Source organism: Streptococcus sp. KHUD_017 (assembly GCF_054861245.1).
In genome coordinates this window covers 1,649,225-1,675,000 of sequence record NZ_CM142175.1, presented here as the reverse complement: position 1 = coordinate 1,675,000, position 25,776 = coordinate 1,649,225, and the positions used below count along the sequence as shown (strand labels likewise).

General features: G+C 39.0%; 27 protein-coding genes and 8 tRNA genes (1 of these 35 running past the window's edge). 28 read left to right on the top strand and 7 right to left on the bottom strand.

Annotation, left to right across the window (positions count from 1 at the left end):
* The 8 genes from ACVAMZ_RS08360 to ACVAMZ_RS08325 all read left to right on the top strand — a co-directional run.
* Positions 1 to 24, top strand: a tRNA-Ser gene (locus ACVAMZ_RS08360); it begins 66 nt to the left of the window's first position.
* 14 nt (positions 25 to 38) lie between these two features.
* Positions 39 to 112 (top strand) — tRNA-Met (locus ACVAMZ_RS08355).
* 4 nt (positions 113 to 116) lie between these two features.
* Positions 117 to 189: transfer RNA gene (locus ACVAMZ_RS08350), tRNA-Phe, on the top strand.
* A gap of 15 nt (positions 190 to 204) precedes the next feature.
* Positions 205 to 285 (top strand) — tRNA-Tyr (locus ACVAMZ_RS08345).
* Between the two features lie 6 nt (positions 286 to 291).
* Positions 292 to 362 (top strand) — tRNA-Trp (locus ACVAMZ_RS08340).
* Positions 363 to 374: 12 nt separating this feature from the next.
* Positions 375 to 447, top strand: a tRNA-His gene (locus ACVAMZ_RS08335).
* Positions 448 to 460: 13 nt separating this feature from the next.
* Positions 461 to 532 (top strand) — tRNA-Gln (locus ACVAMZ_RS08330).
* 9 nt (positions 533 to 541) lie between these two features.
* A tRNA-Leu gene (locus tag ACVAMZ_RS08325) sits at positions 542 to 625 on the top strand.
* Between the two features lie 73 nt (positions 626 to 698).
* Here the strand turns inward: ACVAMZ_RS08325 and ACVAMZ_RS08320 are convergent.
* The 5 genes from ACVAMZ_RS08320 to ACVAMZ_RS08300 are packed head-to-tail and all read right to left on the bottom strand — an operon-like array spanning position 699 to position 4,189.
* Positions 699 to 1,832 carry a tyrosine-type recombinase/integrase gene (locus tag ACVAMZ_RS08320; protein ID WP_004182166.1) on the bottom strand — a complete coding sequence of 378 codons (1,134 nt, stop codon included), beginning with the start codon at positions 1,830 to 1,832 and terminating at the stop codon, positions 699 to 701.
* A gap of 3 nt (positions 1,833 to 1,835) precedes the next feature.
* On the bottom strand, positions 1,836 to 2,030 hold the full coding sequence (locus ACVAMZ_RS08315; protein WP_000598356.1) for a DUF3173 domain-containing protein: 195 nt from the start codon (positions 2,028 to 2,030) through the stop codon (positions 1,836 to 1,838).
* A 59-nt stretch (positions 2,031 to 2,089) separates the two neighbouring features.
* A complete protein-coding gene (locus ACVAMZ_RS08310; RefSeq protein WP_461684583.1) occupies positions 2,090 to 2,476 on the bottom strand; it encodes a hypothetical protein in 387 nt (128 codons plus the stop codon).
* A 2-nt stretch (positions 2,477 to 2,478) separates the two neighbouring features.
* The gene (locus ACVAMZ_RS08305; RefSeq protein ID WP_201087770.1) at positions 2,479 to 3,675 is read right to left on the bottom strand and encodes a replication initiation factor domain-containing protein; all 1,197 of its coding nucleotides are present in this window, start codon (positions 3,673 to 3,675) and stop codon (positions 2,479 to 2,481) included.
* Between the two features lie 40 nt (positions 3,676 to 3,715).
* On the bottom strand, positions 3,716 to 4,189 hold the full coding sequence (locus ACVAMZ_RS08300; protein WP_075227842.1) for a hypothetical protein: 474 nt from the start codon (positions 4,187 to 4,189) through the stop codon (positions 3,716 to 3,718).
* 319 nt (positions 4,190 to 4,508) lie between these two features.
* Between ACVAMZ_RS08300 and ACVAMZ_RS08295 the strand changes: the two genes are divergently transcribed.
* A complete protein-coding gene (locus ACVAMZ_RS08295) occupies positions 4,509 to 4,955 on the top strand; it encodes a helix-turn-helix transcriptional regulator (RefSeq protein WP_000287814.1) in 447 nt (148 codons plus the stop codon).
* A 163-nt stretch (positions 4,956 to 5,118) separates the two neighbouring features.
* Here ACVAMZ_RS08295 and ACVAMZ_RS08290 read toward each other — a convergent pair whose 3' ends face one another.
* Positions 5,119 to 5,445 carry a DMT family transporter gene (locus ACVAMZ_RS08290; RefSeq protein ID WP_049505554.1) on the bottom strand — a complete coding sequence of 109 codons (327 nt, stop codon included), beginning with the start codon at positions 5,443 to 5,445 and terminating at the stop codon, positions 5,119 to 5,121.
* An 803-nt stretch (positions 5,446 to 6,248) separates the two neighbouring features.
* Here ACVAMZ_RS08290 and nagA point away from each other — a divergent pair.
* From nagA to rpmH, 17 genes are all read left to right on the top strand, one after another.
* Complete coding sequence (nagA, locus tag ACVAMZ_RS08285; protein ID WP_447264050.1) at positions 6,249 to 7,400, top strand: N-acetylglucosamine-6-phosphate deacetylase; 1,152 nt, start codon at positions 6,249 to 6,251, stop codon at positions 7,398 to 7,400.
* A 167-nt stretch (positions 7,401 to 7,567) separates the two neighbouring features.
* Positions 7,568 to 7,945, top strand: a complete 378-nt coding sequence (locus ACVAMZ_RS08280; RefSeq protein ID WP_214262509.1) for a DUF1033 family protein — start codon at positions 7,568 to 7,570, stop codon at positions 7,943 to 7,945.
* Positions 7,946 to 7,997: 52 nt separating this feature from the next.
* A complete protein-coding gene (comGA, locus tag ACVAMZ_RS08275) occupies positions 7,998 to 8,939 on the top strand; it encodes a competence type IV pilus ATPase ComGA (protein ID WP_461684582.1) in 942 nt (313 codons plus the stop codon).
* Positions 8,887 to 9,903 (top strand): competence type IV pilus assembly protein ComGB, encoded by a 1,017-nt coding sequence (gene comGB / locus ACVAMZ_RS08270; protein ID WP_461685180.1) that lies wholly within the window; start codon positions 8,887 to 8,889, stop codon positions 9,901 to 9,903. The genes comGA and comGB overlap by 53 nt, the downstream gene beginning before the upstream one ends.
* Positions 9,904 to 10,227, top strand: coding sequence for a competence type IV pilus major pilin ComGC (comGC, locus tag ACVAMZ_RS08265; protein ID WP_235083713.1), 324 nt, complete (start codon positions 9,904 to 9,906; stop codon positions 10,225 to 10,227).
* On the top strand, positions 10,190 to 10,624 hold the full coding sequence (gene comGD, locus ACVAMZ_RS08260; protein ID WP_461684581.1) for a competence type IV pilus minor pilin ComGD: 435 nt from the start codon (positions 10,190 to 10,192) through the stop codon (positions 10,622 to 10,624). The genes comGC and comGD overlap by 38 nt, the downstream gene beginning before the upstream one ends.
* A complete protein-coding gene (gene comGE / locus ACVAMZ_RS08255) occupies positions 10,587 to 10,889 on the top strand; it encodes a competence type IV pilus minor pilin ComGE (RefSeq protein WP_461684580.1) in 303 nt (100 codons plus the stop codon). The genes comGD and comGE overlap by 38 nt, the downstream gene beginning before the upstream one ends.
* Positions 10,852 to 11,313, top strand: a complete 462-nt coding sequence (gene comGF / locus ACVAMZ_RS08250; RefSeq protein WP_254726639.1) for a competence type IV pilus minor pilin ComGF — start codon at positions 10,852 to 10,854, stop codon at positions 11,311 to 11,313. The genes comGE and comGF overlap by 38 nt, the downstream gene beginning before the upstream one ends.
* Positions 11,291 to 11,728, top strand: a complete 438-nt coding sequence (gene comGG, locus ACVAMZ_RS08245) for a competence type IV pilus minor pilin ComGG (protein ID WP_461684579.1) — start codon at positions 11,291 to 11,293, stop codon at positions 11,726 to 11,728. Before comGF ends, comGG begins: the two co-directional genes overlap by 23 nt.
* 100 nt (positions 11,729 to 11,828) lie before the next feature.
* A complete protein-coding gene (locus ACVAMZ_RS08240; RefSeq protein WP_414254261.1) occupies positions 11,829 to 12,530 on the top strand; it encodes a histidine phosphatase family protein in 702 nt (233 codons plus the stop codon).
* A gap of 176 nt (positions 12,531 to 12,706) precedes the next feature.
* The gene (locus tag ACVAMZ_RS08235; RefSeq protein WP_461684578.1) at positions 12,707 to 14,413 is read left to right on the top strand and encodes an ABC transporter ATP-binding protein; all 1,707 of its coding nucleotides are present in this window, start codon (positions 12,707 to 12,709) and stop codon (positions 14,411 to 14,413) included.
* Position 14,414: 1 nt separating this feature from the next.
* Positions 14,415 to 16,181, top strand: coding sequence for an ABC transporter ATP-binding protein (locus ACVAMZ_RS08230; protein WP_461684577.1), 1,767 nt, complete (start codon positions 14,415 to 14,417; stop codon positions 16,179 to 16,181).
* Positions 16,182 to 16,470: 289 nt separating this feature from the next.
* The gene (locus tag ACVAMZ_RS08225) at positions 16,471 to 17,160 is read left to right on the top strand and encodes a gamma-glutamyl-gamma-aminobutyrate hydrolase family protein (protein WP_045614750.1); all 690 of its coding nucleotides are present in this window, start codon (positions 16,471 to 16,473) and stop codon (positions 17,158 to 17,160) included.
* A gap of 170 nt (positions 17,161 to 17,330) precedes the next feature.
* A complete protein-coding gene (locus ACVAMZ_RS08220) occupies positions 17,331 to 18,680 on the top strand; it encodes a glucose-6-phosphate isomerase (protein WP_004251578.1) in 1,350 nt (449 codons plus the stop codon).
* Positions 18,681 to 18,810: 130 nt separating this feature from the next.
* Positions 18,811 to 20,271 (top strand): glutamate--tRNA ligase, encoded by a 1,461-nt coding sequence (gene gltX, locus ACVAMZ_RS08215; RefSeq protein ID WP_461684576.1) that lies wholly within the window; start codon positions 18,811 to 18,813, stop codon positions 20,269 to 20,271.
* Between the two features lie 469 nt (positions 20,272 to 20,740).
* Positions 20,741 to 21,955, top strand: coding sequence for a pyridoxal phosphate-dependent aminotransferase (locus ACVAMZ_RS08210; protein WP_049494525.1), 1,215 nt, complete (start codon positions 20,741 to 20,743; stop codon positions 21,953 to 21,955).
* A gap of 144 nt (positions 21,956 to 22,099) precedes the next feature.
* Entirely contained in the window at positions 22,100 to 22,234 is a 135-nt protein-coding gene (gene rpmH, locus ACVAMZ_RS08205; protein ID WP_000831905.1) for a 50S ribosomal protein L34, read from the top strand.
* Between the two features lie 181 nt (positions 22,235 to 22,415).
* Here the strand turns inward: rpmH and ACVAMZ_RS08200 are convergent, their stop codons facing one another.
* A complete protein-coding gene (locus ACVAMZ_RS08200; protein WP_461684575.1) occupies positions 22,416 to 24,260 on the bottom strand; it encodes an APC family permease in 1,845 nt (614 codons plus the stop codon).
* A 154-nt stretch (positions 24,261 to 24,414) separates the two neighbouring features.
* Between ACVAMZ_RS08200 and ACVAMZ_RS08195 the strand changes: the two genes are divergently transcribed.
* Both ACVAMZ_RS08195 and rnmV read left to right on the top strand, forming a co-directional pair.
* On the top strand, positions 24,415 to 25,191 hold the full coding sequence (locus ACVAMZ_RS08195) for a TatD family hydrolase (protein ID WP_461684574.1): 777 nt from the start codon (positions 24,415 to 24,417) through the stop codon (positions 25,189 to 25,191).
* Entirely contained in the window at positions 25,188 to 25,751 is a 564-nt protein-coding gene (rnmV, locus tag ACVAMZ_RS08190) for a ribonuclease M5 (RefSeq protein WP_074324303.1), read from the top strand. The genes ACVAMZ_RS08195 and rnmV overlap by 4 nt, the downstream gene beginning before the upstream one ends.
* Positions 25,752 to 25,776: the final 25 nt, after the last annotated feature.

Genomic DNA, 25,776 nt, shown 5'->3' with positions numbered 1-25,776 from the left:
TGGGTTCGAATCCCACATCCTCCTTTATTTATTATTAACGCGGGATGGAGCAGCTCGGTAGCTCGTCGGGCTCATAACCCGAAGGTCGTAGGTTCAAATCCTGCTCCCGCAATATTGGCTCGGTAGCTCAGTTGGTAGAGCAATGGATTGAAGCTCCATGTGTCGGCGGTTCGATTCCGTCTCGCGCCATTTTTTAAATCATACGGAAGGGTAGCGAAGAGGCTAAACGCGGCGGACTGTAAATCCGCTCCTTCGGGTTCGGGGGTTCGAATCCCTCCCCTTCCATCCTCTACGGGCATAGTTTAAAGGTAGAACTAAGGTCTCCAAAACCTTCAGTGTGGGTTCAATTCCTACTGCCCGTGTTTAATAGTATGGCGGGTGTGGTGAAGTGGTTAACACACCAGATTGTGGCTCTGGCATGCGTGGGTTCGATCCCCATCACTCGCCTATTTTATATTATTGGGGTATAGCCAAGCGGTAAGGCAAGGGACTTTGACTCCCTCATGCGTTGGTTCGAATCCAGCTACCCCAGTTACTATTTGCCGGCGTGGCGGAATTGGCAGACGCGCTGGACTCAAAATCCAGTGTCCGCAAGGACGTGCCGGTTCGACCCCGGCCGCCGGTATAGTAAAAAAGACAAGGTTTTCGGACCTTGTCTTTTTTTCTCTGTTTTTGTTGAGTTACCAATTTTTTCCATTTTAAAATAAATCATCAAGTTTATTAGCCAATGTTTTCTGTTTGCTAGGGTACAAATGAGAATAAGTATCAATTGTTGTTGTAATAGATGCGTGTCCTAATCTTTCTTTGACAACAAGATAATCTTCTCCTTGATTTATAAGTAATGATGCATGAGAGTGTCTTAAATCATGAATTCTTATTTTCTTTAAATCTTTATCCCTTTCTAGTATTTGCTTAAACTTCTTATCAATCATATTTTTTGTAATTGATATTGGTGTACTCTGTATTATTTGAAGTTCTTCAGTATTTTTCGTAAATTCCTCAAGTTTTTCTTTTTGTTTTACTTTCCAATCTATTAGCATTTCTGCTAATTTCTGATTTATTGTTATATTTCTAGTTCCTGATCGTGTTTTTGTTGTATTAATGTAGCTTGTATTATTAACAAAGTATACCGTTTTGGTAACGTAAATCGTATTTGTTAAAAGATTTATATCATTCCAGTTCAATGCGAGGATTTCTCCCATTCTCATTCCAGTAAAGAAAGCAATTACGAAAAACAGGTCATAACTTATTTCATCATCTCGAATAAGTCCTCTAAATCTCGTGAATTCTTCTATACTCCAAAATTTAATATCAGGCTTCCTAATTGGTAATTTTCTCAGATTCTTAACTGGATTTTTATCAATGAGTGATTTTCTTATACCAGTATCAAAAATTTTTTTAAGTAGAATCAGAACCTTATTAATTGTATTATAGCTTAAAACTTCATTTTCATTTTGTTTTTTAGGTTTTGTTTTTAGGTATTCACGAAATTCGAATATATGGTCATACGTTAATTTATTTAAATTTGTATTTTTAAAATATGGCTTAATATGACGCTCATAATTATTTCTTTGTGTACTTGTGTAGCTTACTTTTCTGCCATTTTTCAAATCATCTTCTTCAAGTAAGTCGAATAACATATCCGTTGTTACTACAAAGTCAAATTGTTTTTCTTTTAATTCTACAACTCTAATATGTTGTTCAAGTTCTAGGGCTTCCTTTTTAGATTTTAATCCTTTACGAATAATACGTATTCTTTTTTGTGTGACTGGGTGGAAACCGTTAGAAACATCAACAGTCCATTTACCACTTTTAGTTTTACGAATAGTCATTCATTATGCTTCTTTCTGGAGTTCAATTCCTAGTAGTTCTTCAGCGACACTGGCTGGAATTGTACCAATCCGTTTGTTATCGTAGATGTTAAAACCACGATTCACTAATAGTAATTTGCCGGTATGGATAATCTTTCTTGCAGTTCCTGGAGCAAATCCAAGTTCGATAAGGTCATCTTTTGTTACAGTTTTAATCATGTGCTCTCCTTTTCTAATTAGATTAAGTACGGGGAGGATTAACTCCCCTTGTCTTATACTTATTTTTGTTTTACATCTACTAAATGGATAGCATCCGCCTTGTAATACATCGTTGAACTAATCATAGTAGCTTGTAAATTGTCAAATGTAACTGGTACTTGATCCATTGCTTGGATATAGTCATTATCGACTAAAGCTTCTGGATTGTCTACTGAGACTTGGGTTGATTTCTTTTTGAATTGTCCATCCTTGATCGTTACATTGTATTTCCAACCAATGATTTTATTGGTATTAAAACGTCTTTCGCTACCATCTCGGTTTTTGATAATTTCTCCGTTTGCATCAGCTCGGACTTCCGTTTCAAATTTTGGAATGACTTCATCCAATTCAAATTTTGTTCCAATGTTATTAAAATTCCAGTCATTTTGTGAAAGCATTTTTGCCATAGTTAATTTCTCCTTTTGATATTTTCTTTGATTGTGGGGATCAAATCCTCTCTTTTAAAGAGTATTGCCCTTTCTATTAATCCACTTGCTAAATCTGGTGGATATTCCATATTGTTGAGTGCGAGATAGTTAGATTTCTCATACTCATGCAGTAAGTTATTGTCGTATAGAAATTTATACGCTTTTAGAATAGCTCCTGAACCTTTGTAGGTAAACCATTCTAATTTTTGTTCCAGTTCTGTTTTTGGTTTTGAAATAATGATAGAGACAGGTCTTGAGTGTCCTAAAAACTTTTCCCAAGATCTCAAAGGTTTTGAGAAGTGACTATCACTATAGAACCTCACTTTTTCTTTGAGATATCCCTTGGTAAAGTTGAGAAGATCTATTTCTGAATGCAACCATTCTTGAATGAAGTAGTGAGCTTTTTCTTTCCTAAGTTCTAACTCCGTTCTTATCCAATTTTCTATATACCGCTTGCTGATACCGAGCTTCTCAGCTCTTTCTAAGCGTTTATCGTAAATTCTAAGTCTTTCATCATCATTGGGTTTTCTCAAATATAAGGTCTGACCGATTGTTTCATCTCCGTAGGTATTGTAGTAGGTGCTTTTTCCATATATAAAGCGTTTCTTCTGACAAATCTTTAGAAGCTGATTAGGAGTGAAATAGGGTGTTTCATTAAAATCATCTATTGCAATATCAATTCGTCTTACTGAAAATTGATTGTAATTGTAGTAGAGGTTGTTCAGAAACTGTCTTTCGGACAGACTATTTGGATCTAATACCATATCTCTATAGAACTCGAGTGCCTGTCCTGACATGACAAGCATGTAGGACGACTCTTTCGCTCCATAGTAGATACGGATATTCCCATAATGAAGCTGGCTATCATAGTTATAGTATTTAAGGCTCCCTTTATTCTCAATAAATAGGTCATAGTCAAGAAATAGAATGTCTTCGATTATTTCTCTTGGCGAAAATTCAGTCTTATCAAACTGAATTTGAATCCAGTCAAATACAGAACGTAAATGTTCATTTTTTGCCATAGATTTTGATTCAACTTTTTGCCTAATTTTGCCACCCTTAAAATCTCTGAAACCCTTGGAAATACTGAATTCTTTCGATGGTACACCTAACTTGCAGAGGGTGGTGTTACTACACACCCTATCGGTCAAAAATGGTCCGTCCGCATCTACGCTCATTTTCGGCTTTCTGCCTCATGGCTCAGCCGAAAACTCGCTATTAGCCGAACCTATTTTTTGACCTCTCGTTAACAAACCCTAGTAAGCCGGTTTGCATCGACTCTTCAATATCTTGGATTTTCTTTTTTAGGTTGGAATTCTCAATTTTTATCAGTCGCATTTCTCGCTTAAATTCCTGTTTTAAGGCGCTCAGTTCATCGTAGAGCTCATCTATTACTTGGTTTAGGGATTCATGCTCATTGTCTGCTAGACTCCCAAATACGGCTTGTATAGCCTCTTTTAGACCTATTTCAAGTTTTAGTTTAGCTAACTTTTGAAATTGTCTAAGGTCTTCGTCTGTAAAATCATAGGCAACTGTATAACTTAATTGATGAGTTCTGGGATTTCTACTGATAGGAACTTTAATTTTCTTAAATTCCTTGCCACTTATCTCTTTAATCAGTTGAATCCAATTTTTAAGAGTAGAGGTAGAGTTTAGGCCAGAAATTTGATTGACTAACTCTTTATTGGTCATCTTTTTGTGAAACCTCCGAAATTTTCTTGTGCAACTGAAGAGTTTTCTGTGGTATAATTGTTACATAATATGTTTTGATCTTGGAACGAACGGCACATTTGTTTCAAGATTTTTTATTTTGTCGAATCTTACCTCCTTTATTAAAATTTTTTAAATCGACTACTAGTTACATACGCTTTTACCTCCTTTTATGCTATAATATTCTCAATGGAATATTCAATCTCAAAATAAATATTCCTTATGGAATAATTCTATTTTATACCGTTTGGAATATTTTGTCAAGCTAAAATATACGAATAAGAATATCTATAGGAGAATTATGTATACAGAGGATTATAAATTTTCAGAGAGGTTAAAAACTCTCAGAAAATCAAAAAAGTTAACTCAAGTACAAATATCGGAATTAATTGGAGTTCAACAAGGGACATATTCTCGGTGGGAGAATGGAACGTTAGAACCAGGATTAGAATTCGTTGTGAAATTGGCAAATATCTTTGGGACTACTACAGATTATTTGCTGGGACAAAAACCTTATTCAATTATCAGTAGTTTACCTCTAGAACAATTAGATCTTACCAATATTGCAAACTTTTCAAAGGATGAGTTTGATATTTTGAAACATTCAATAGCAGTTTCGGTGGCAAGAAATAAAATAAAGGCAACAGAACTAAAAGATAGAGTTATAGAAAAAAATCAGTTGTCAGAAAAAGATGCAGAACTTTTGAATAAGATTTTTGAAGAAGTTAAAACTTATTGGGAAAATTAGGAGGACGCTAGTCTTCAAAATTCCCTCCCAAAATGTGTCCAAAATATTGACAGAATTCTAGCTTTTCATTATAGTTCTTATGGAACTTTTTTTCTACAACAAAATAGGCTCCATAATATCCATAGGGGATTTACCCACTACAAATAGTATAGAGCCGGTTTTATTAATGTCCTGCATTTCCTAATAAGTTAACCATGACAACACCAATGATAATCAAAATTAAACCGATAATGCTATAAACATTTAGTGTTTCTTTGAAAATCATTACTGAGATAGAGGCTATCAAAACTAAACCGACAGCTGACCATGTTGCATAAGCTATTCCTACAGGAATTTTTTGCATTGCTAGTGATAAGAAATAGAAACAAACGCCATAGCTAAGTAGGGCAGAAACGGTTGGAATAGGCTTTGTAAAACCGTCTGATAATTTCAAAAGGTTAGTTCCCAATATCTCTCCTACAATGGCGATAAAAAGATAAAAGTATGACATGTCTTTAACCTCCTATATGTCATGTTTTTGCTCTAAGAGCTATTATAGCTATCCGTTTTTTATAAATCTTGGCACAAGTCATGAGAATTTGTAGTAAAACTGTGGCAGACACTTTTTCAGAACCAATAGCTGATAAGTTTAGTATATCATAAAATAAATTTAAAAAAAAAAGTTTTGTTAGAAAATGAATTATCAAATTCTTGGGCTAAAGAGTTATTTTTGTTAAAATAATAAAAAACACTTACCCTAATTAAAGGAGAAAATAAAATGATTACATTAACTGTTAATCGTACAAGTGTCTTGAATACCTCTGGATGAATATAACCTGTTGGGACATATCGTCTATTCTCTGATGATGCTCTTAGAACGATAAGGTATGGAGTGTTACCAAAAAGTTACTAAAATTTGAAAAATGAGTCTATTTTGCAAGATTCAAAAGGCTTAAAACCCTATTAAATCAGGGTTGTAAGATTTAAATAATGGAGTTATGGAACTCAAAATCCAGTGTCCGCAAGGACGTGCCGGTTCGACCCCGGCCGCCGGTATAGTGATAACGACAAGGTTTTCGAGCCTTGTCTTTTTATTTTTTCTTTAGAGTTACTTTAAATTACTTTTTTCATTTCATAATGATTTATGTACAATGGTTTATTCAATAGATTTTACTTTATTTTTACTAAATCTTAATTTATTTCTTGCTATTTTTAACTATAACAGGTCTATACCATTTACAAATTTCTAATAAAGGTTTATAATGTAATTGACATAATAAATATTAGAAAAATTCATTTACGGAGGTTATCATTATGCCTAAATATATTAAAGCGGACCAATTTTTCTATCCTCATGGAGTTCGTCGTGGTGGTTACTTAGAAGTTGTCGATGGGAAGTTTGGTAAACATGTAGATCAAGTTTCTGATGGGGCTGAAGTTATTGACTATAGTGGTTATAGTATCGCACCTGGTCTTGTTGACACTCACATCCATGGTTTCGGTGGTGTGGATGTCATGGACAATAATATTGAAGGAACACTTCATACAATGAGTGAAGGACTTCTTAGCACAGGTGTTACAAGCTTTTTACCGACTACTTTAACTTCTTCTTACGAACAATTACTCGCTGTTACTGAAAACATTGGGGCACGTTACCAAGAGGCTTCTGGAGCTAAGATTCGTGGGATCTACTTTGAAGGACCTTACTTTACTGAGGAATTTAAAGGAGCTCAAAACCCTGCTTACATGAAAGATCCTCGGATGGATGAATTTCGTGCTTGGCAGAAGGCTGCTAATGGCCTTCTTAATAAAATTGCACTTGCACCTGAACGTGAAGGGGTTGAGGACTTTGTACGCACAATCACTGGCGAAGGTGTGACGGTTGCTCTTGGTCACTCAAATGCAACATTTGATCAGGCTAAAAAGGCTGTTGATGCTGGTGCTAGTGTATGGGTTCACGCTTATAATGGTATGCGTGGCTTAACTCATCGTGAGCTTGGAATGGTTGGTGCTATGTATGAGTTACCACATACCTATGCTGAATTGATTTGTGATGGTCATCACGTTGATCCTAAAGCTTGTGATATCCTACTTAAACAAAAAGGTACTGAAAATATTGCCCTTATCACTGACTGTATGACAGCGGGTGGTTTGCAAGATGGTGACTACATGCTCGGAGAATTCCCGGTTGTGGTTGCAAATGGAACTGCGCGCCTCAAATCTACTGGCAACTTGGCAGGTTCTATTCTCAAACTGAAAGACGGTTTAAAAAATGTTGTTGAATGGGGAATTGCAAATCCGCATGAAGCAGTCATGATGGCCAGTCTTAACCCGGCAAAATCTGTTCATATTGACGATGTCTGTGGACAAATCCGTGAAGGCTACGATGCTGACTTTATCGTTCTTGATAAGGATTTGGAATTGGTGGCAACTTATCTTGATGGTGAAAAACGTTATCAAGCATAAAATCATAAAGTAGTGACTAATCTTAGTTGCTGCTTTTTAGTTTTAGAAAGTTTTAAAGGGTGATTGAATCAATGAGAAATATTCTAAGGTAGTTACTGAAAACGAGCAGATTTCTTTCATTGTTCTCGAAATTTCGCTATAATATACGGTACAAAGGAAATGAAACTATGTATCGTGTTATAGAAATGTATGGAGATTTTGAACCTTGGTGGTTCATAGATGGATGGGAAGAAGACGTCACTAGGAGTAAGAAATTTGAAAATTACTATGACGCCTTGAAGTATTATAAATCTTGTTGGTTTGAGTTGGAAAAGAAAATTCCACTTTACAAAAGTCGTGGGGACTTGATGACCATATTTTGGGATCCAGATGATAAACGTTGGTGTGAGGAATGTGATGAATTTCTGCAACAATATCATTCGCTGGCTTTACTAGAAGATGGTCAAGTTATCCCAGACGAAAAATTCAGACCGGGTTATGAAAAACAAACGGGTATAGAAATCCACCGAACTTGTCGTATCAAAAAAGATGGAACAACTTTTTAATAAAGTTGTTCTTTTTTTATATTTTCTTCGAATAATAAACTGAGGAGGAGATATGGTACAAGCACTTGCACAAGAATTGATTAGTCTCGCAAAAAAATCTGGAGCTCAGGATATTTATTTTGTTCCTAAGAATCAGATTTATGAGCTACATATGCGAATTGGAGATGAAAGATGTCTAATTGATACCTATGATTTTGAAAAGTTGGGTGCTGTCATTAGTCACTTTAAGTTTATTGCGGGGATGAACGTTGGCGAAAAGCGTCGTAGTCAGCTGGGTTCCTGTGATTATCAGCATGATGGCAAGATTTCTTCACTACGTTTGTCAACTGTAGGAGATTATCGTGGGCATGAGAGTCTAGTTATTCGACTTTTACATGACCAAGAACAAGAGTTGCACTTCTGGTTTCAGGACCTTAAGGAACTGGAAAAGGGCTTTAGGCAACGCGGGCTTTATCTTTTTGCAGGCCCTGTAGGAAGTGGGAAAACGACTCTGATGCATGAATTAGCTAAGTCATTGTTTAAGGGGCAACAGGTCATGTCCATTGAAGACCCGGTCGAGATAAAGCAAGAAGAGATGCTGCAATTACAACTCAATGAAGCTATTGGATTGAGTTATGAAAATCTGATAAAACTATCCCTTCGTCATCGACCAGATCTGTTGATTATTGGGGAAATTCGAGATAGCGAAACAGCCCGTGCAGTTGTACGAGCTAGTTTGACAGGTGCCACAGTATTTTCAACCATTCATGCCAAAAGTATTCGTGGAGTTTATGAGCGTCTTTTAGAACTTGGTGTCAGCGAAGATGAACTGGCAGTTGTTTTACAAGGTGTTTGCTACCAGAGGCTAATCGGGGGAGGAGGAATTATTGATTTTGCAAACCAAAATTATCAAGAACACCAAGCAAACAAGTGGAATGAGCAAATTGACCAACTTTTTAAAGATGGACATATCACTGCCCTTCAAGCTGAAACGGAGAAAATTAGCTATCAGTAAACAGAAGAAAATCATCACTCTCTTTAACAATTTGTTCTCGAGTGGTTTTCACTTGGTAGAAATCATTTCCTTTCTAGATAGAAGTCTCTTGTTGGAAAAGGAATATGTATCGCAGATGCGCCTAGGGCTCTCGCAAGGGAAGTCTTTCTCGGAAATGATGGGGAATTTAGGTTTTTCGAGTGCGATTGTCACGCAACTTTCGCTGGCTGAAGTTCATGGGAATCTCCATTTGAGTTTGGGGAAAATTGAAGAATATCTGGATAATCTAGCTAAGGTTAAGAAAAAGTTAATTGAAGTTGCGACCTATCCAGTCATTTTGTTAGTTTTCTTACTGCTTATTATGTTGGGTTTGCGGAATTATCTTTTGCCCCAACTGGATAGTAGCAACATAGCTACCTTAGTGATTAGTAACCTGCCACAGATTTTTCTTGGGTTTGCTCTGACGCTAGGTCTCGCATTTTTAACAGGACTGATATTCTACAGGAAATCTAGGAAGATACAGGTCTTTTCTTATCTGGCTAGGATTCCCTTTCTAGGTGTGTTTGTTCAGTATTTTCTAACTGCCTATTATGCTCGAGAATGGGGCAATATGATTGGACAAGGTTTAGAGTTGGCACAGATTTTCCAGATGATGCAAGAGCAAGGGAATCCTCTTTTTAAGGAAATTGGATACGATTTAGATCAGTCTTTGCAAAATGGGCATGAATTTTCTAAGGTTGTTCAGATCTATCCCTTCTTTAGAAGGGAGTTGGGATTAATCATTGAATATGGAGAGGTTAAATCCAAGTTGGGAAGCGAATTGGAAATCTATGCGGAAAAAACGTGGGAATCCTTCTTTACCCGAGTCAATCGGACTATGAATCTAGTACAACCCATGGTATTTATTTTTGTAGCCCTACTAATCGTTTTATTGTACGCAGCTATGTTGCTGCCCATGTATCAAAATATGGAGGTGAATTTTTAGATGAAAAAAATGATGATGAAATTAAAAGAAGCAAAGGTAAAAGCTTTTACTCTGATCGAAATGTTAGTGGTTCTTCTTATCATTAGCGTCCTACTCTTGCTTTTTGTGCCAAATCTGACGAAGCAAAAGGATGCAGTGAATGACAAGGGGAAAGCGGCTGTCGTCAAGGTGGTAGAAAGTCAGGCAGAACTCTATAGTCTGGATAAAAATGAAGATGCCAGTCTAAGTAAATTACAGGCAGATGGACGTATCACTGCTGAGCAAGCAAAAGCCTATAAAGAATATCATGCAAAGCAAAAGACAAGTCAAACAGTTGCGGATTAGGGCTTTTACTGTGCTAGAAAGTCTATTGGTATTAGGAATAGTCAGTCTGTTAGCTTTGGGCTTGTCAAGTTCAGTTCAGTCCACTTTTGCGGCTGTGGAGGAGCAGATTTTCTTTATGGAGTTTGAGGAACTATATAGAGCAACGCAGAAACGGAGTCTGGCTGGTCAGCAAAAGATCAACTTAATGTTAGAAGAGAGAAGTATTGGAAATGGCTATCAGAAATTAGCCATCCCTAAAGGAATTCAATTGCAGTCTAATCAGTCAATTTCCTTTGACAAGGCTGGTGGGAATTCGTCTCTGGCTAGCGTGAGATTTCAAACAAGGAAAGAAGTGGTTCGCTACCAACTATATCTAGGAAATGGAAAGATTAAACGTATTCAAGAAGCAAAAAATTAAGGCGGTCATTCTACTGGAGGCAGTGATTTCACTCGCTATTTTTGCCAGTATTGCAACCCTCTTGCTAGGACAGATTCAAGAAAGTAGAAGGAGAGAAGCAGAACTTCTAAAACAGGAAGAAGTTTTGCGAGTGGCCCGTATGGCTTTGCAGACTGGACAAAAGCAGTTGACGGTTAATGGGCTTACGGTTGATGTTGTCTCGAATGAGCGAGGTTTGGAGGTGTATCATGGAACTGAAAAATTACTGGCGATTCAAGATAAGTAGAGTCAGAGCCTTTACTCTTTTAGAATCCCTGGTTGCTCTTATTGTGATTAGTGGGAGTTTACTTCTTTTTCAATCTATGAGTCAACTCTTGGTTTCAGAAGTTCGCTACCAGCAGAAAAGTGAGCAGAAGGAATGGCTCTTATTTGTGGATCAGCTGGAAGCAGAGTTGAATCGAACTCAATTTGAAAAAGTGGAGAATGATAGACTTTACCTTAAACAGGATGGGAAATCTATCTCTATGGGTAAATCAAAGTCAAATGATTTTCGGAAAACAGATGCTAGTGGACGTGGTTATCAACCTATGATCTACGGTCTGAAATCAGCTCATATTTACCAAAAAGGGCAAAATGTTCATTTTTATTTTCAGTTTGAAAAGGGACTTGAGAGGGAGTTTATCTATCGTGTGGAAAAAGAAAAAAGTTAGGGCTGGAGTTCTCCTTTACGCCGTTACTATTGCTGGAATTTTTAGTCTCTTATTGCAGTTTTATCTGAATCGACAAGTGGCTCATCATCAGGATTATGCCCTTAATAAAGAAAAGCTTCTTGCATTTGCAATGGCTAAAAGAACTTATGAAAAAGCTAGTTCTGAAAGTGGAGAACAGTCATTTGACATAGGAAAGTCAACTTATCATTATGATGAAAAGAGCTTCATAACAACTGTTAACACTGGAAAAAATCAGTTTGAATTTCACTTTTCTCCTTTGAAAAAGACCGATAAAAAGACTAAGAAGATAGAAAATAAGTCCAAAGAAGGAAATGAGGAGAAAAAAGAAGAACAGGTCAAAAAAGAAACTGCAAAGTCTTTTGAAGTTACTCCTTCAAAGAAAGATACGGAATAGCTTGGATTTTTGCTTCAATTGTGAGGTTGAAGGCCAGTGAAGTTAGGACGAGGTTTTTACCTGAAATCATGCTATAATAGATACATATGGAGGACAGAATATGTCAAGTGTAAAATTGTATCTAGTACGACATGGGAAAACAATGTTTAATACAATCGGTCGTGCTCAAGGTTGGAGTGATACTCCCCTAACAGCTGAGGGAGAACGAGGCATTCATGAATTAGGGATTGGTTTGCGTGAGTCTGGCTTAACCTTTGAGCGTGCTTATTCAAGTGACTCAGGGCGGACCATTCAGACAATGGGAATTATCCTTGAAGAACTTGGTTTGACAGGGCAAATTCCTTATCGCATGGATAAGCGAATTCGTGAATGGTGCTTTGGTAGTTTTGATGGTGCTTATGATGGGGACTTATTTATGGGGATTATTCCTCGTATCTTTAATGTCGATCATGTGCATCGTTTGTCCTATGCTGAGCTGGCTGAAGGTCTGGTAGAAGTGGATACAGCAGGCTGGGCTGAAGGCTGGGAAAAACTAAGTGGTCGTATTTGGGAAGGTTTTGAAGCCATTGCCAAGGAAATGGAAGCTAATGGGGGAGGAAATGCTCTGGTAGTTAGCCATGGAATGACAATCGGAACCATTGTCTATCTTATCAACGGCATGCATCCGCATGGTCTTGATAATGGAAGTGTGACGATTCTCGAGTACCAAGATGGTCAGTTCTCAGTTGAGATTGTTGGGGACCGTAGCTACCGTGAAATTGGACGAGCTCAATTAGACGAGCAAGATAGTTCAGAACAATAAAATTCAGTACTAAATGAAAATGATTAATAGGATGCTAATGTCTTGATTCACAAGCTTGCGAGAGCTGAGTGCTTTGACAATAGCATTCTTTTTTGTTAGAATAGCATCAACATGAAAGCATAAGAAGGGACTGACAGAGCTGTCGTTCCCTTTTGTCTATCTTATAAGGGGGAAATATGCTGTTTCAGAAAATAAAAGCCTATAAATGGCAGGCTCTGGCTTCCTTAATTATGACAGGTCTAATGGTAACGAGTTCACTCCTGCAGCCACGTTATTTACAGGAAGTTTTAGAGGCCTTGCTAACAGGTGATAATGAGGCTATTTATAGTATCGGTTTTTGGTTGATTCTAGTTGCCTTGATTGGTTTGGTTGCAGGTGGGATCAATGTAGTGTTAGCAGCTTACATTGCTCAAGGAGTTTCGTCTGACTTACGTGAAGATGCCTTTCGTAAGATTCAAACTTTTTCATACGCCAATATTGAGAAGTTTAATGCAGGGAACCTCGTTGTGCGTATGACCAACGATATCAACCAGATTCAAAACGTCGTTATGATGACCTTCCAAATCCTCTTTCGACTACCGATTTTATTTATCGGTTCCTTTATTCTAGCAGTTGTCACCCTACCTTCTCTGTGGTGGGTGCTAGTTCTCATGGTCGTTCTGATTGTTGCCATAATGGGTTTTATGATGGGAGTTGTGGGACCACGCTTTGCAAAATTCCAGACCTTACTAGAGCGTATCAATGCCATTGCTAAAGAAAATTTGCGTGGTGTGCGTGTGGTTAAGTCTTTTGTCCGAGAAAAAGATCAGTTTGATAAATTTACGCAGGTGTCAGATGAATTGTTGGGAGAAAACCTTTATATCGGTTATGCATTTTCTATCGTTCAACCTGTAATGATGATGATTTCATACGGGGCTGTCTTTCTTTCAATCTGGCTTGTAGCAGGTATGGCAGAGTCAGATCCGTCAGTAGTTGGTTCCATTGCTTCCTTTGTAAACTACCTGAGTCAGATTATCTTTACCATCGTCATGGTTGGATTTTTGGGGAACTCAGTTACTCGTGCCATGATTTCCCTTCGTCGTATTCGTGAAATCCTTGATACAGAACCAGCTATGACTTTCAATGATGTGGAAGATGAAGAATTGGAAGGAAGTCTCAGTTTTGAAAATGTGACCTTTACTTATCCAAATGATGAAGAACCTATCCTAAAAGATGTATCCTTCGATATCGCAGCTGGTGAAATGGTTGGGGTTGTCGGAGCAACTGGTGCAGGGAAATCAACCTTAGCTCAGTTGATTCCACGATTATTTGATCCTCAGCAAGGTTCGATCAAGATTGGTGGAAAGGACATTCGGACAGTTAGTGAAGGGACGCTTCGTAAGACAGTTTCTATCGTCCTACAAAGAGCCATTCTCTTTAGTGGAACCATCGCAGATAATCTCAGACAAGGTAAGGGAGATGCGACAGTTTCAGAAATGGAACGCGCAGCTCGTATCGCCCAGGCCAGTGAATTTATTAGTCGTATGGACTTAGCCTTTGAAAGTCCGGTTGAGGAACGTGGGACTAACTTTTCTGGTGGACAAAAACAAAGAATGTCTATTGCGCGTGGGATTGTCAGCAATCCTCGTATCTTGATTTTTGATGATTCAACCTCTGCCCTTGATGCCAAATCGGAACGTTTGGTTCAAGAAGCCCTCAACAAGGATTTGAAGGGGACGACTACGATTATCATCGCACAAAAGATTAGCTCTGTTGTGCATGCTGATAAAATTTTAGTGCTTGACCAAGGTCGCTTGATTGGTCAAGGCAAACACGCTGACTTGGTTGCAACAAACCCAGTTTATCGTGAAATTTACGAGACGCAAAAAGGAAAGGAGGAGTAGGATGAAGACATTTGAATTCTTTTGGAACTATTTTAAAGTTTATAAGATATCCTTTGTCGTTGTTATTGCTATGATTATCATTGCAACGGTAGCCCAAGCTCTCTTTCCAGTATTTGCAGGTCAAACAGTCACAGAACTGGCTAATTTGGTTATAGCTTATCAAAATGGAAATCCTAATATGGTTTGGCAAAGTCTATTAGGACTCTTGATTAATCTTGCTTATATTTTGATTGTGCTCGTGGTGTCGAGTCTTATCTATATGGTTTTGATGAGCCGTATTATTGCCGAATCGACAAATGAGATGCGTAAGGGCCTTTTTGGCAAGCTTTCTCGCTTGACTGTATCCTTCTTTGACCGCCATCAAGACGGAGATATTCTGTCACGTTTCACCAGTGATTTGGATAACATCCTACAAGCTTTCAATGAAAGTCTGGTGTCTGTTATGACCAATATTGCGCTTTATATTGGTTTGTTGATTGTCATGTTCGCAAAAAATGTGACCTTGGCTTTGATTACGATTGCTAGCACTCCGATAGCTGTCATCATGTTGATTGTCATTTTGAAATTGGCAAGAAAATATACCAATCTCCAACAGAAAGAAGTTGGGAAGCTCAATGCTTATATGGATGAGAGTATTTCGGGTCAGAAAGCCGTTATTGTTCAAGGTATTCAAGATGATGTGATTGCAGGTTTTGTTGAGCAAAATGAACGGGTTCGAAAAGCAACCTTTAAGGGAAGACTGTTTTCAGGAATTCTCTTTCCTGTCATGAACGGAATGAGCTTGGTCAATACAGCTATTGTTATTTTTGTCGGTTCAGCTGTCTTACTGAATGATCAGAATATCGAGACAGCAACTGCTCTGGGTTTAATTGTCATGTTTACTCAGTTTTCGCAACAGTATTACCAGCCCATTATCCAATTAGCGGCGAGCTGGGGAAGTTTGCAACTGGCCTTTACAGGTGCAGACCGTATCCAAGAAATGTTTGATGCCGAAGAAGAAATTCGTCCTAAAGATGCTCCAGTCTTTAACGAATTAAAAGATGGTGTGGAGATTCGTAACGTAGACTTCTCCTATCTCCCAGGGAAACCGATTCTGAAAGATGTTAGCATTTCAGCTCCAAAAGGAAAAATGATTGCGGTTGTTGGTCCCACAGGTTCAGGGAAAACAACCATCATGAACTTAATCAATCGTTTTTATGATGTGGATGCAGGTAGTATCAGCTTTGATGGAACAGATATTCGCGAGTTTGATTTAGACAGTTTGCGAAGTAAGGTAGGAATTGTCCTACAGGATTCAGTTTTATTTAGTGGAACCATCCGAGACAATATTCGTTTTGGTGTACCAGATGCCAGTCAGGAGATGGTTGAAGCAGCTGCTAAGGCTACGCATATCCATGACTACATCGAAAGCCTGCCAGATAAGTATGATACTTTGATTAATGATGATCAGAGCGTATTCTCAACTGGCCAAAAACAGTTGATTTCCATCGCTCGTACCTTGATGACAGATCCCCAGGTCTTAATCTTGGATGAGGCAACATCAAACGTGGATACTGTAACGGAAAGTAAGATTCAAAATGCCATGGAAGCTATTGTGGCAGGAAGAACTAGTTTTGTGATTGCCCATCGCTTGAAAACTATTCTCAATGCAGATCAGATTATTGTCCTTAAGGATGGTGAAGTTATTGAGCAAGGAAACCATCACGAATTACTCAAGCTTGGAGGCTTTTACTCCGAACTGTACCATAATCAATTTGTCTTTGAATAATACTCTTCGAAAATCAAATTCAAACCACGTCAGCGTCCCCTTGTCGTATATGTGTTACTGACTTCGTCAGTTCTATCCACAACCTCAAAACTGTGTTTTGAGCAACCTGCGGCTAGCTTCCTAGTTTGCTCTTTGATTTTCATTGAGTATAAGCAAAAAAGTTGTCCTAGTTTGGGGTAGCTTTTTCTGATAAAAAAAATTTATCACGGACTTAAAAAATACATATTAGACAGGAGTGGGGAAGGATGATAAGATAAGATTATCAATAGAAGATGAAAGGAAATCAGTAATGGCAAGAACAGTTGTTGGAGTTGCAGCAAATCTATGTCCCGTGGACGCAGAAGGTAAAAATATTCATTCATCAGTCTCTTGTAAATTTGCTGAGAGTATTCGTCAGGTTGGCGGACTTCCTTTGGTCATTCCGGTTGGTGATGAGTCGGTGGTCCATGACTATGTAGAAATGATTGATAAGCTCATCTTGACTGGGGGACAAAATGTTCACCCTCAGTTTTATGGTGAGGAAAAAACGATTGATAGTGATGATTATAACCTAGCTCGTGATGAGTTTGAGCTCGCTCTTCTACAAGAAGCCTTGCGTCAGAATAAGCCAATCTTAGCCATTTGCCGTGGGGTTCAGCTTGTCAATGTTGCCTTTGGTGGTACACTCAATCAGGAGATTGAAGGTCATTGGCAAGGTCTACCCTTTGGGACTTCACATTCCATTGAGACAGTTGATGGAAGTGTTGTGTCAAAATTGTTTGGTAAAGAAAGTCAAGTAAACTCAGTGCACCGTCAGAGCATTAAAGACTTGGCACCAAATTTCCGTGTGACGGCTGTAGATCCACGTGACCAAACTGTTGAAGCAATTGAATCCATTGATGAACACCGTATTATTGGTCTCCAGTGGCATCCAGAATTTTTGGTCAATGAAGAAGATGGCAACTTAGAATTATTTGAGTATTTATTGAATGAATTATAACGACTAGAAACCTAGTCGTTTTTTTGTTTTGCTTCTTCAAATTTTAATATTGTAACATTTTTTACGCAAACGTTTGAATTATGATAAAATTTGGAAAAATTCAGTATAAAAACTTGAAAAAATCCAAGGTAAGCGTTATGATAGAAAAGAAGAAATTTTGGAGGAATACTATGTCACATATTAAATTTGATTATTCAAAAGTATTAGACAAATTTGTTGCACCACATGAAGTGGAATACATGCAAGCACAAGTTACAGCAGCAGACGAATTGATCCGTAAAGGAACTGGTGCTGGTAGCGACTTCTTGGGTTGGTTGGACCTTCCTGAAAACTATGACCGCGAAGAATTTGACCGCATCTTGAAAGCTGCTGAACAAATCAAAGCAGACAGCGATGTTTTGGTCGTTATCGGTATTGGTGGATCATACCTTGGAGCGAAAGCTGCCATTGACTTCTTGAACCACCACTTTGCAAACTTGCAAACAAAAGAAGAGCGCAAAGCTCCACAAATCCTTTATGCTGGAAACTCAATCTCATCTACTTACCTTGCTGACTTGGTAGAGTATGTTTCAGATAAAGACTTCTCAGTGAACGTGATTTCTAAATCAGGTACAACAACTGAGCCAGCCATCGCTTTCCGTGTCTTCAAAGAACTTTTGGTTAAGAAATACGGACAAGAAGAAGCTAACAAACGTATCTACGCAACAACTGACCGCCAAAAAGGTGCTGTTAAGGTTGAAGCAGATGCTAACGGTTGGGAAACATTTGTGGTTCCAGATGATATCGGTGGACGCTTCTCAGTATTGACAGCAGTTGGATTGCTTCCAATCGCTGCGTCAGGTGCAGACATCAAAGCCCTTATGGAAGGTGCTAACGCAGCTCGTAAAGACTACACTTCAGATAAAATCTCTGAAAACGAAGCTTACCAATATGCAGCTGTTCGTAACATCCTTTACCGTAAAGGTTATGCAACTGAAATCTTGGTAAACTACGAGCCATCACTTCAATACTTCTCAGAATGGTGGAAACAATTGGCTGGTGAGTCAGAAGGGAAAGACCAAAAAGGGATTTACCCAACTTCAGCTAACTTCTCAACAGACTTGCACTCATTGGGTCAATTTATCCAAGAAGGAACTCGTATCATGTTTGAAACAGTTGTCCGTGTTGACAAACCACGTAAGAATGTGATCATCCCTACTTTGGAAGAAGACCTTGACGGACTTGGTTACCTTCAAGGAAAAGATGTTGACTTTGTAAACAAAAAAGCGACTGACGGTGTTCTTCTTGCCCACACTGACGGTGACGTACCAAACATGTACGTGACTCTTCCTGAGCAAGATGCCTTCACTCTTGGTTACACAATCTACTTCTTCGAATTGGCCATCGCCCTTTCAGGTTACTTGAATGCCATCAACCCATTTGACCAACCAGGTGTTGAAGCATACAAACGCAACATGTTTGCCCTTCTTGGTAAACCAGGATTTGAAGAATTGAGCAAAGAACTTAACGCTCGCCTATAATAGAATAAAAAAGAGTGGTTTTACCACTCTTTTTGCTTTTTCTTGAAAAGAGAAATTGGACTCTGGCAAGACTTGTGATATAATATAGAGAGCAAAAAGGCAGACGCCTAGAGACTTTATAGGAGAAGATATGTCAAAAGATATTCGTGTGCGTTATGCACCAAGTCCAACTGGACTATTACACATCGGTAATGCCCGTACAGCATTGTTTAACTATTTGTATGCACGCCACCATGGTGGAACTTTTATCATCCGTATCGAAGATACTGACCGCAAACGTCATGTCGAAGACGGAGAACGTTCACAGCTTGAAAACCTTCGTTGGTTAGGCATGGACTGGGATGAAAGTCCAGAGACTCATGAAAACTACCGCCAGTCTGAGCGTTTGGAACTCTATCAAAAATATATCGACCAACTCTTAGCTGAAGGAAAAGCCTACAAATCTTATGTTACAGAAGAAGAATTGGCAGCAGAACGTGAACGCCAAGAAGCCACTGGTGAAACACCTCGCTACATTAACGAATACCTTGGTATGAGCGAAGAAGAAAAAGCAGCTTATGTTGCAGAACGTGAAGCGGCAGGCATCGTCCCAACTGTTCGTTTGGCTGTCAATGAGTCAGGTATCTACAAGTGGCATGATATGGTTAAAGGTGATATCGAATTTGAAGGTGGCAATATCGGTGGTGACTGGGTCATCCAGAAGAAAGATGGCTACCCAACTTACAACTTTGCCGTTGCCATCGATGACCACGATATGCAAATCTCTCATGTTATCCGTGGAGATGACCACATTGCCAATACCCCAAAACAGCTCATGGTCTATGAAGCTCTTGGTTGGGAAGCGCCAGAGTTTGGGCACATGACCTTGATCATCAACTCTGAAACAGGTAAGAAGTTGTCTAAACGGGACACCAATACCCTTCAATTTATCGAAGATTACCGCAAGAAAGGTTACCTTCCAGAAGCAGTCTTTAACTTCATCGCCCTTCTTGGCTGGAATCCTGGAGGAGAAGATGAAATCTTCTCTCGTCAAGAACTCATTAACCTCTTTGATGAAAACCGTCTCAGCAAGTCTCCAGCAGCTTTCGACCAAAAGAAAATGGACTGGATGAGCAATGAGTATATCAAGAATGCGGATCTTGCGACTATCTTTGAAATGGCCAAACCATTCCTCGAAGAAGCAGGTCGTTTGACAGACAAGGCTGAGAAATTGGTGGAACTCTACAAACCACAAATGAAGTCAGTGGACGAAATCGTTCCGTTGACAGACCTTTTCTTCTCAGACTTCCCAGAATTGACAGAAGCTGAGCGAGAAGTCATGGCTGGTGAAACAGTACCAACAGTATTGGAAGCCTTCAAAGCGAAATTGGAAGCCATGTCAGACGATGAGTTTGTGGCAGAAAATATCTTCCCACAAATCAAAGCGGTTCAAAAAGAAACTGGGATCAAAGGGAAGAATCTCTTTATGCCAATCCGTATTGCCGTTTCAGGTGAAATGCATGGTCCTGAATTGCCAGATACCATCTACTTGCTTGGACGTGAAAAATCCATCCAACACATCGAAAAAATGTTGGCAGAAATTGCGAAATAGCATACAAAAAGAGCTCAAATATTGAGTTCTTTTTATATGTATACTTGTTTGAAAATGCAAAGATTTTAGTGTATAATATGAATTGACAGGGCAAGGAAATAAGTTGGTGAGATGGTATTTTTACAACTAGACTCGGCTTAGTCTAACATTATTCCTAATGTTGGTCAGTCTACTTATTTTTTCTTTGCGTTTTGCTGGATGAGAGGATAGGCTCTTCCGTCCATGCAGTTACCATCCATTATAAGAACTTTGTTTTCGATCATGAGAGTTACTCTAGAAAGATTTTGGTCGAATTTGGTCAACTTATAGGGTGTTTTTCTACTCTTTCTTCTCCAAATACAGAAAGAAATCGACCTTGCTCTGTTACCTTGCATTAAGCAAGGTTTTTTTGAGGAAAAGCGCTAGGAAATTTACGATTTCGTTTTGGAGTGGTATAATATTAACTATCCTGATGAATAGAGGAACTCAAATGAAAGAATTTAATAAATCAATCAAATTAGAGCATGTGGCTTATGATATTCGTGGTCCAGTTTTGGAAGAAGCCATGCGTATGCGTGCAAATGGAGAAAAAATTCTCCGTTTGAATACAGGAAACCCAGCTGAGTTTGGTTTTACAGCACCAGATGAGGTGATTCATGACTTAATTATGAATGCACGTGATAGCGAAGGTTATTCAGATTCGAAAGGAATCTTTTCAGCTCGTAAAGCGATTATGCAATATTGCCAACTGAAAAACTTTCCAAATGTGGGTATCGATGACATCTACCTTGGAAATGGGGTTAGTGAGCTAATCGTTATGTCTATGCAAGGGCTTTTGGATAACGGCGATGAAGTCTTGGTTCCTATGCCTGACTATCCTCTTTGGACTGCTGCAGTTAGCTTGGCTGGAGGAAATGCCGTTCACTACGTCTGTGATGAAGAAGCGGAATGGTATCCAGACCTAGATGACATTAAGTCTAAGATTAGTTCAAATACTAAGGCTATTGTTTTGATCAATCCAAATAATCCAACTGGGGCTCTTTACCCTAAAGAACTCTTGCTAGATATCATTGAGATTGCTCGTCAAAACGACTTGATTATTTTTGCGGATGAAATTTACGACCGTATGGTTATGGATGGCAATGTTCACACACCAGTCGCAAGTTTGGCTCCAGACCTTTTCTGTGTCAGCATGAATGGTCTGTCTAAATCTCACCGTATCGCTGGTTTCCGTGTTGGTTGGATGGTCTTGTCTGGACCTAAACACCATGTAAAGGGCTACATTGAAGGTCTCAACATGCTCTCAAACATGCGACTTTGTTCGAATGTGCTTGCTCAACAGGTTGTTCAAACGTCACTAGGTGGTCACCAGTCAGTGGATGAGTTGCTTCTTCCTGGTGGTCGTATCTATGAACAAAGAAACTTTATTTATAATGCCATTCAAGATATCCCTGGTTTGTCTGCTGTTAAACCAAAAGCAGGTCTTTATATATTCCCGAAGATTGACCGCAATATGTATCGTATCGACGATGATGAACAATTTGTCCTTAATTTCTTGAAGCAAGAAAAAGTGCTTTTGGTACATGGACGTGGCTTTAACTGGAAAGAACCAGATCACTTCCGTATCGTTTATCTACCACGTGTCGATGAGTTAGCCCAAATACAGGAAAAGATGACTCGCTTCTTGAAGCAGTATCGTAGATAAGGCTTTCATAGCAAAAAAGCTGGAAACATTTGTCAGAGCTATTGACAAATAAGTAAGAATCAGATAGAATAGTAAAGTATGTTTAGTAACTGATCACTTTATAGCCGGCTAAACGAATACAAAATCTATGAGGAGGTATTCATCGTGAAACGTACTTATCAACCAAGTAAACTTCGTCGTGCGCGCAAACACGGATTCCGTAACCGTATGTCAACTAAAAACGGTCGTCGCGTATTGGCAGCTCGTCGTCGTAAAGGACGCAAAGTTTTGGCTGCATAATCCAAACAAATGAAACAAAGAAGTCAGTAGGAACTCGAGCCTACTGATTTTTCTTTTATTTAAAAAGATTGTTTTCTAAAGTTATTGATTGAGAATAAACATTTTAGAAGACGTCTTGAAAAAATCACATATAGAAAAAGCTCAAGATCAGAAGATAATTTCTCTGATTTTGAGCTTTTCTTTATTCTTTCAAATGATAAGAGTAGCTAGCAACGACGACATCTTCGTGCCATCTGAGAGCATATTTTAATTTAAGGCTCATTTGATTGTGGAGGGTATTTTGCCAAGGTTTGTTAGGGATAAATTGGGGTACAAGAACTGTAACCGTGTAGTTCTTTTTCTTGGCTTCTTGTGAAATCTTTCGAACATATCGAACTGTAGGTGTGATAATATCGCGATAGCTGGTATTAATGTTTTTAAGAGTAATATTTGGGAAGTAGTCGGCAAATTCTTGGAGGATTTCTTGGTCTTTTTTCTCAGTTTCCTTGGTGGAAATGTGCATAGCCAAAACTTCGTCTCCGATGCTTTGAGCGTAGTTAATCGCTCCGACGCTGACTCGAGTAACATTTCCTACTAAGACAAGTACGACATTGCCATCGTAAGTTTTCTTTTGAATTCCTTCATAAAGTCGAAGTTGTTTCGCCACTTTTTGGTAGTGACTGTGGATGGACAAAAAGAGGAAGGTTAAGACTAGGATAATTGGGAAGAAGGGCCAGATATCTCCAAGTCTGAAGAAGAGTAGGATAAGAACGATAACGTAACAAATGATAGCACCGAGGATGTTAGCAATGGCAGATTTTAAGAAATGAGAGCCTTTTTCTTTTTTCCAGTGGCGAATCATACCTGTTTGAGAAAGTGCAAAGGGGACGAAAACTCCGATAGTATAAAGAGGGATCAAGCGTTCTGTATTTCCGTTGAAAATGAGCAGAAGGATTATGGCACCAAAAGCTAAGGTTAAAATACCGTTTGAGTAACCAAGGCGGTCTCCCTTTTCCATAAAGAGATGGGGCATGTACTTGTTCTTAGCCATATTGTAAGCCAACATTGGAAAGGCAGAAAAACCAGTATTTGCAGCAACGGCTAGGATTAGGGCAGTTGAGAATTGGAAGAGATAATAAACAATCTGACCGAGAGCTGAATCTCCTAAAATCCCTTTAGCCATTTGTGAGAGGATTGTTTCTCCGTGTTGAGGTGTAATCCCCATCCAGTAGTTTAAGAAGGTAATCCCTGCAAATAGAAATCCAAGAATTAGAGACATGATAGTAAGCGTCTGGGCTGCGTTTTTCTCTTTTGGAGTCTTGAAAAATGGGACAGCATTTGAGATGGCTTCAACCCCTGTTAGTGAAGCTGAACCGCTGGTGAATGCTCTTAAGATTAGGACAATTGACAGACTTGGGATAGTTTGACCAATTGCAGAAGTTGCATGATAACTGAGAGAACCTGTCAATAGTTGGAAGATACCAAACAATAAGAGGAAGACTGTACTAAAGATAAAGAGATAAACTGGGATCATCAGAGAACTGGCAGATTCCTTCAAACCTCTTAGATTTAAAAGCATGAGCAAACATACTAGAAAAATGGAGATGTGGAGGTTGTAAGGATGGAGGGCGGGAAGTGCAGCAGTGATAGCGTCAGCTCCTGCAGCCACGGATACGGCTACTGTTAACATATAGTCAACAAGCAGGCTTCCTCCAGCAATCAAACCTAGCTCAGGAGATAGATTTTCTCGAGTTACCATATAGGCTCCCCCGCCTTGAGGGTAGGCATGGATGATTTGTCGATAAGATATCGTCAGGCTAGCTAATAGTAAGAGGACAAAGATGCCAATAGGGAGACTCCACCAGATAGCAAGCGGAGAAAGACTAGCCAATACGAGGACGACCTGCTCAGGCCCGTACGCAATAGATGATAGAGCATCGCTTGATAGCATTGCGAGTGCCTGCGTTTTTCCAAGTAGTCCTCCCTCGCCTTCAGTTAAGGACTTAAGGGGACGACCAATAAAGGTATATTTTAGTTTTGTAAACATTTTCTTTCCTTTTCTTAAAAATTCAACAAGAGTTATTATACTGCTATGAAAAAAAGTCGTCAAGAAAAAATGAATGATTTCAAAATATTTTTTCCTATAAGGATGAGACTAGTTTTTTGGTATAATAGAAGGTAGAAAAAACGAGGAAATATAAATGATTTTTGATACTCATACCCACTTGAATGTGGAAGAATTTTTGGGACGCGAAGAAGAAGAACTTGCCTTAGCGGCTGAAATGGGTGTAACTCGGATGAATATTGTTGGTTTTGACAAACCGACTATTGAGCGTGCTCTTGAACTAGTGGACAAGTATGACCAACTCTATGCGACGATTGGCTGGCATCCAACGGAAGCAGGAACATATACAGAGGATGTTGAGAATTACTTGCTAGAAAAACTAAAACATCCAAAAGTTGTTGCCTTGGGCGAGATTGGTTTGGACTACCACTGGATGACGGCATCTAAGGAAGTTCAAGAAAAGGTTTTTCGTCGTCAGATTCAGCTCTCTAAGGAACTGGACTTACCTTTTGTAGTTCACACCCGTGATGCGCTAGAAGACACCTATGAGATTATCAAGAGTGAAGGAGTTGGTCCACGTGGCGGCATCATGCATTCCTTCTCTGGTTCTCTGGAATGGGCTGAAAAGTTTGTGGAGCTTGGGATGACTATTTCCTTTTCTGGAGTGGTGACTTTCAAGAAGGCGACAGATATTCAGGAAGCAGCCAAGGAGTTACCTTTGGATAAGATTTTGGTAGAGACAGATGCACCTTATTTAGCCCCAGTTCCCAAGCGTGGACGTGAGAATAAGACAGCTTACACGCGCTATGTAGTAGACTTTATTGCAGACTTGCGTGGTATGACGACAGAAGAATTGGCAGCAGTGACAAGTGCCAATGCAGAACGAATCTTTGGATTGGAAAGTAAATCATGAAAGAGAAAATTACCCAAGTCATCGTGGTAGAAGGACGTGACGATACGGCTAATTTAAAACGCTACTTTGATGTGGAGACTTATGAGACTCGTGGATCTGCGATCAATGAACAAGATCTTGAACGAATCCAACGTTTACATGAACGTCATGGGGTGATTGTCTTTACAGATCCTGATTTTAATGGGGAGCGAATCCGTCGTATGATTATGACGACCATTCCGACAGTGCAACACGCCTTTCTCAAACGAGACGAGGCAGCGCCTAAGTCTAAGACCAAGGGACGTTCACTGGGAATCGAACATGCCAACTACGAAGACTTGAGAACAGCGCTAGAACAAGTAACTGAACAGTTTGGAGTAGAAAGCGACTTTGATATTAGCCGTAGTGACTTGATTCGCCTTGGTTTTCTAGCCGGAGCAGATAGCCGAAAACGCAGAGAATATCTAGGAGAAAGTCTTCGTATCGGTTATTCCAATGGGAAACAACTCCTTAAACGTTTAGAGTTATTTGGGATAAGTCTAGCTGAAGTTGAAGATGTTATGAAATCATACGAGAATTGAGAAACTCCCCCAAAATGTGGAGGGA

Excerpts from the sequence above, each read along its gene's own strand:
- ACVAMZ_RS08315 (WP_000598356.1), bottom strand. The coding sequence starts at position 2,030 with ATGATTAAAACTGTAACAAAAGATGACCTTATCGAACTTGGATTTGCT.
- rnmV (WP_074324303.1), top strand. The coding sequence starts at position 25,188 with ATGAAAGAGAAAATTACCCAAGTCATCGTGGTAGAAGGACGTGACGAT.
- ACVAMZ_RS08310 (WP_461684583.1), bottom strand. The coding sequence starts at position 2,476 with ATGGCAAAAATGCTTTCACAAAATGACTGGAATTTTAATAACATTGGA.
- ACVAMZ_RS08320 (WP_004182166.1), bottom strand. The coding sequence starts at position 1,832 with ATGACTATTCGTAAAACTAAAAGTGGTAAATGGACTGTTGATGTTTCT.
- ACVAMZ_RS08225 (WP_045614750.1), top strand. The coding sequence starts at position 16,471 with ATGGCAAGAACAGTTGTTGGAGTTGCAGCAAATCTATGTCCCGTGGAC.
- comGC (WP_235083713.1), top strand. The coding sequence starts at position 9,904 with ATGAAAAAAATGATGATGAAATTAAAAGAAGCAAAGGTAAAAGCTTTT.
- ACVAMZ_RS08240 (WP_414254261.1), top strand. The coding sequence starts at position 11,829 with ATGTCAAGTGTAAAATTGTATCTAGTACGACATGGGAAAACAATGTTT.
- gltX (WP_461684576.1), top strand. The coding sequence starts at position 18,811 with ATGTCAAAAGATATTCGTGTGCGTTATGCACCAAGTCCAACTGGACTA.
- ACVAMZ_RS08230 (WP_461684577.1), top strand. The coding sequence starts at position 14,415 with ATGAAGACATTTGAATTCTTTTGGAACTATTTTAAAGTTTATAAGATA.
- comGE (WP_461684580.1), top strand. The coding sequence starts at position 10,587 with ATGGAAAGATTAAACGTATTCAAGAAGCAAAAAATTAAGGCGGTCATT.
- comGB (WP_461685180.1), top strand. The coding sequence starts at position 8,887 with ATGGACATATCACTGCCCTTCAAGCTGAAACGGAGAAAATTAGCTATC.
- comGF (WP_254726639.1), top strand. The coding sequence starts at position 10,852 with ATGGAACTGAAAAATTACTGGCGATTCAAGATAAGTAGAGTCAGAGCC.
- ACVAMZ_RS08210 (WP_049494525.1), top strand. The coding sequence starts at position 20,741 with ATGAAAGAATTTAATAAATCAATCAAATTAGAGCATGTGGCTTATGAT.
- ACVAMZ_RS08295 (WP_000287814.1), top strand. The coding sequence starts at position 4,509 with ATGTATACAGAGGATTATAAATTTTCAGAGAGGTTAAAAACTCTCAGA.
- ACVAMZ_RS08290 (WP_049505554.1), bottom strand. The coding sequence starts at position 5,445 with ATGTCATACTTTTATCTTTTTATCGCCATTGTAGGAGAGATATTGGGA.
- ACVAMZ_RS08220 (WP_004251578.1), top strand. The coding sequence starts at position 17,331 with ATGTCACATATTAAATTTGATTATTCAAAAGTATTAGACAAATTTGTT.
- ACVAMZ_RS08305 (WP_201087770.1), bottom strand. The coding sequence starts at position 3,675 with ATGAGCGTAGATGCGGACGGACCATTTTTGACCGATAGGGTGTGTAGT.
- ACVAMZ_RS08200 (WP_461684575.1), bottom strand. The coding sequence starts at position 24,260 with ATGTTTACAAAACTAAAATATACCTTTATTGGTCGTCCCCTTAAGTCC.
- nagA (WP_447264050.1), top strand. The coding sequence starts at position 6,249 with ATGCCTAAATATATTAAAGCGGACCAATTTTTCTATCCTCATGGAGTT.
- ACVAMZ_RS08300 (WP_075227842.1), bottom strand. The coding sequence starts at position 4,189 with ATGACCAATAAAGAGTTAGTCAATCAAATTTCTGGCCTAAACTCTACC.
- ACVAMZ_RS08280 (WP_214262509.1), top strand. The coding sequence starts at position 7,568 with ATGTATCGTGTTATAGAAATGTATGGAGATTTTGAACCTTGGTGGTTC.
- ACVAMZ_RS08195 (WP_461684574.1), top strand. The coding sequence starts at position 24,415 with ATGATTTTTGATACTCATACCCACTTGAATGTGGAAGAATTTTTGGGA.
- comGA (WP_461684582.1), top strand. The coding sequence starts at position 7,998 with ATGGTACAAGCACTTGCACAAGAATTGATTAGTCTCGCAAAAAAATCT.
- comGD (WP_461684581.1), top strand. The coding sequence starts at position 10,190 with ATGCAAAGCAAAAGACAAGTCAAACAGTTGCGGATTAGGGCTTTTACT.
- ACVAMZ_RS08235 (WP_461684578.1), top strand. The coding sequence starts at position 12,707 with ATGCTGTTTCAGAAAATAAAAGCCTATAAATGGCAGGCTCTGGCTTCC.